This is a genomic window from Stieleria sedimenti (assembly GCF_025060895.1).
GTDB lineage: Bacteria > Planctomycetota > Planctomycetia > Pirellulales > Pirellulaceae > Stieleria > Stieleria sedimenti.
Genome location: NZ_JANZKV010000278.1, coordinates 1 through 4814 on the forward strand (window position 1 = coordinate 1; position 4814 = coordinate 4814).

2 protein-coding genes are annotated in these 4814 nt (G+C 60.2%); both read right to left on the reverse strand.

Annotated features, from left to right (window positions below; translation table 11 throughout):
* Window positions 1–88: 88 nt before the first annotated feature.
* Window positions 89–1564 (reverse strand): DUF1501 domain-containing protein, encoded by a 1476-nt coding sequence (locus NZK35_RS29815; protein ID WP_259636186.1) that lies wholly within the window; start codon window positions 1562–1564, stop codon window positions 89–91.
* Window positions 1561–4419, reverse strand: a complete 2859-nt coding sequence (locus NZK35_RS29820; protein WP_259636187.1) for a PSD1 and planctomycete cytochrome C domain-containing protein — start codon at window positions 4417–4419, stop codon at window positions 1561–1563. Before NZK35_RS29820 ends, NZK35_RS29815 begins: the two co-directional genes overlap by 4 nt.
* Window positions 4420–4814: the final 395 nt, after the last annotated feature.

Here is a 4814-nt window from a genome sequence, read left to right on the forward strand (position 1 = left end):
CGCTGCGAAGCAGCGACCGGGAATCGTCTGAAGGCTAAACACCAACGGTTGCTGAATCCCTTTTCACTGATGTCCCTGCCCATTCCGGTCACGCCATGATCTCTTCCACCACCCGCGAGGGCTGCGTGACGTTGGACAATCGTTGCGGCAGCCCTTGATGCATGTAGGTCAATCGTTTGTGGTCGATCCCCAGCAAATGCAGCAGTGTCGCGTGCAGGTCATGCGGTGAGACCTTGTTCTCGATCGCTTCGTAACCAATCTCGTCCGTTTCGCCGTACGAGATCCCGGGTTTGATTCCGCCGCCGGCCATCCACATCGTGAACGCACCGGGATTGTGATCGCGGCCGACGAACCGCATCTCGCGACCGCCACGGTTTTCCCGCATCGGTGTGCGACCGAACTCGCCGCCCCAAACCACCAGCGTGTCGTCGAGCAACCCGCGCCGACCGAGATCATTCAACAGTGCCGCGATCGGTCGATCGACCTCTTCGCATCGCGTCTTAAAACCGCCGTTGAGGGCTTCGCTTTCGGCCGCACCGTGCGAATCCCAACCCCAGTGAAACAGCTGGATGAAACGCACACCACGCTCGGCCAAGCGTCGGGCGAGCAGACAATTGTTGGCAAACGACTCTTTGCCCGGCTCGGTGCCGTACAGGGCGTGTGTGGCCTTGTCTTCCTGTCGCAAATCAAACGCTTCGGTTGCATGGGTTTGCATCCGAAACGCCATCTCGTATTGGGAGATGCGCGTCAACACTTCCGGATCACCGGTTTCATTGAACGTTTGCTGATTGATCCTTCCGATCGCGTCCAAGGCCCGACGTCGCTGTTGCAGCGAAACGCCGTCGGGGTTGGACAAGTACAACACCGGATCACCCTTGGACCGACACTGAACACCCTGGTAAACCGAGGGCAAAAAACCGGATCCCCAAACGCTCTTTCCGGCCGACGGCGTCTTGCCGCCTGAGACCAGCACGATGAAACCCGGCAGGTTTTCGCTTTCGCTGCCCAGACCATACATGGTCCACGCACCGAACGACGCACTGCCCAAATTCTGGTTTCCCGTGTGCAGCAGCAATTGCGCTGGTCCATGGTTGAACTGGCTGGTGTGCATCGATTTGACGAAACAAACCCGATCGACGACCGATTGAAACTCGGGCATGCGATCGGAGACCCAGGCACCGCTTTGACCGCATTGTTGAAACGGATACTGCGGCCCCAGCATCTTTGGAACACCTTGGATGAAGGCGAAACGTTTGCCCTCTAAGAAACTGGCGGGACAATCCTGGCCATCAAGTTTTTGCAGTTCGGGCTTGTAGTCGAACAATTCCAGTTGGCTGGGTGAACCGGCCATGTGCAGAAAAATGACCCGCTTGGCCCGTGGCGGAAAGTGCGGGATCGATTGCCCGGCATCAGAGGCGTCCGAGAGCGTGCCGTCCCGGTCGGCGGCAACCGATCGTTCGCCCAACCAGACCCCGGCGAGCCCCATCGAGCAGTTTCTTAGGAAATGCTTCCGCGTCTGCAGTCGTGCGAATTCTTCTTGAACCCGGTCGTCAATACTTTTCATTTCGTTACCGCTCGATCCAAATTCAGAATGGTGTTGGCGACGATCGCCAGGGCGTCCGGGGCGATCTCATCACGGGCAACATCAGCCGATGGGTCTTCCCGCAAATCGTGATACAGTTGCGTCAATTCATCGATCTCGAGTTGGCCGGGCGGCCGCTGTGTCACCGCCCAGTACATCCACTCGATCGCGTCCCCGACGTCCGTGGCGACATCCGCCGTGGACAACTCGGTCGCGCGATTTGCCAGTGCCCGTCCACATTCGACGTAGACGGGATCGTTTAATGTGACCAGCGCTTGCAACGGGGTGTTGGTCGCGATCCGCCGAGCCGAGCAAAGGTCGCGTGTCGGCGCATCGAACATCAAGAAACTGGGATAGGGACTGGTGCGTCGCCAATACGTGTAGAGCGCCCGTCGATACCGGTCGGCCCCTTCAGGCGTCTTCCACTGCGCGCCACTGTAAACGGTTTGCCAAACACCCTCGGGTTGCGGCGGCATGACCGAAGGCCCACCGAGACGATTTTCCAGGAGCCCCGCAACCGACAACGCTTGATCACGAATCATCTCGGCCGTCAACCGTGTTCGCGGACCGCGTGCCAGCCATCGGTTGCGCGGGTCTTGCTCACGCAGCGATTCCGGCGCCGCACTGGTCTGACGATACACCGACGACAGCACGAGTTCTCGCAACAACGGCTTCAGCTGCCAACGGTGTTGCTCACGCAAACGCAACGCGAGATGGTCCAACAGTTCGCGATCGGCCGGTTGAGTTCCGCTGGACCCGAAATCTTCCAAGGTCTCGACCAAGCCGATTCCAAACAGCTGCGCCCAGATACGATTGACCCAGACGCGGGCGGCCAGCGGGTTGTCGCTCGAAACGATCCAGCGGGCAAAGTCCAATCGGTTGCGAACCGTTTGCCCGGTGCCAAAAACGGCGGGGATTCCCGGCGGGATCTCTTGGCCACGATCGAGCCAATTTCCGCGAATGAATTGACGTGTCGCCCGGCCGACCGCGGCTTGACGTTGCTGCATCACGGGCAGATCCGCGCCACGAACTTTTGCGGCCGCTTGCTTCGCCTGCTCCAACGCTTCGGTCGCGTCAGCAAGTACCTTCGATGCGATCAACTCGATCCAAGCCGATTCGTCGCAGACCTGCCAACGAAAATGACGGATCGGCGTCGCCAGATTACCGGCAACGCTGTTGGATTGCAGCATCTCCAACCGCAGCACCGCGCCGGGGCCGAACGCTTCGGGCACCAGACGATCACGGAGCACAAAGACGGCCCAACGGGGACGATACAGTTTCGGATAACCGCCGACGCCGGCCGCGTCCTTGTCCAGACTCGATCGCGGATCTTCCGGACCGGTCAGTGCGTCGGCGAAGACGTCGGCGATCGGCACCGGAACCACGGTCCCGTCCGCCTTCTGCACGGACAGTTTCAACTGACTCAAAACCGAGCCTTGTTCGGGCCAGTTGGCGGGGTTGTCCGAGGCGGGCAAAATTTCAATTCGCAGGGCGGTCAGCGGCGGAGCGTCGGCCTGGACCGTGTAGCGAACCCCCGGCGGGAACGTGCCGCCGGCGGTGCGAACGCGATCGCCGTCGATCCGCAATTCGCCTTCGGTGCTTGAGGCGTTCGACGGCACCAGCGGGCTCCAAGCAACCTTCCCGGCAAGCTGGCTGCCCATTTGATTGCGTTCGACACGCCGCCGCTGGTAGGTCCGTTGGACTTCGACCGCCGCCGCAAGACGTGCCGGATCGTCGGGGATTTTCAACGTCGGATAGTCCGAGGGCAAATCGGCATCCAACGTGTCGTTCATGATCGCCATGCAGGCGTAATACTCTTCGTGCTTGAACGCGTCATAGGGATGGGAATGGCACTGGACACACCCAAACGTTGTCGCCTGCCAGACGGTCCAAGTGGTGTTGATCCGGTCGATCAATGCCGCGACGCGAAACTCTTCGTCGTCGGTCCCGCCTTCGGTATTGGTTTGCGTATTACGGTGAAATGCGGTCGCAATCAGGTCGTCCGGCGTGGGCTGCTCCAGCAGGTCACCGGCCAGCTGGCGGATGGTGAACTCGTCATACGGCATGTCGTCATTGAAAGCCCGAATCAACCAATCGCGATACGGCCACATGTCTCGATGTGGGTCTTTCTCAAACCCTTTCGAATCGGCATAGCGTGCCAAATCCATCCAGACCGACGCCCATCGTTCGCCGAATCGCTCGCTGCCGAGCAACCGGTCGACTTCGCGCACATACACCAGCTCCCGTGACGCAGCGTCAAAGACTCGATTCAGTTCGGTCCTGAACGATGCGATGCGTTCCATCGACGGCGGCAAACCGGTCAGGTCGAACGAGACACGACGCAGCCATTCCTCTGGATCGGCTTCGGGTGATGGAGCAAGACCTTGGCGTTTCAGTCGTTCGAGTACCTGTCCATCGAGCGGTTGCCGGGGCCAATTCGACCCGTCGCTTCCGGCCGCGATCGTGGCCGGTTGAAGCGGTTCCAACGACCACAGCCCGCCCCACTTCGCACCTTCACGAATCCATCGTTCCAGCAACTCGATCTCGCCCGCCGACAACGGATCGGGATGCTCATGCGGCGGCGGCATCCGCTCGTCGGGGTCGTCGGACTTGACCCGCTCGATCAAGATCGACGCGTCGGGATCACCGGGCTCGACCACCCATCCGTCGGGCGGCAACACTTTGTCGGCGTACACAAACGACAGGTCACCGGCTTGTTTCACCCCGCCGTGACAAGAGGTGCAGTACTGCGTCAGAATCGGACGGATCTGTTTGTTGAAGTCGATCGGCCGCTCGGCCTGGACCCTATCGGCACCGCCAATCAGGATGATCAGCAAGAGGATTCCGATCGGCCAACGGGACCGACCGGCTTTCCCAAGCGGCTTCGCAACGCAGGCATTGGTATCTACACCTCTTAAGCAACCCTCCCTGGCAGGCAACGCCGTGAAGCATTTTTCCCATGTGTTTCTTGAGGTTTTAGCGGCAGGGCGCGAGCCCTCCGGTTCTTCATCTCTGCCAAAACACCGGAGGGCTCGCGCCCTGCCGCTAAAAAATGCTTCACAGCGTTGCCCCGACGGGGTCGCACATCCTTTCTGCACTCCTGCATCAGGCACGGATGCCGACGCGATCTCTCGCAAGGACGCACCTCACGGCGCCCGGCCACATCGAACAATCTGCCCCACTGAGCACCTTCCGCTTCTTCAATCACTTACACACAGTTCATCAGCGTCGC

Excerpts from the sequence above, each read along its gene's own strand:
- NZK35_RS29815 (WP_259636186.1), bottom strand. The coding sequence starts at position 1,564 with ATGAAAAGTATTGACGACCGGGTTCAAGAAGAATTCGCACGACTGCAG.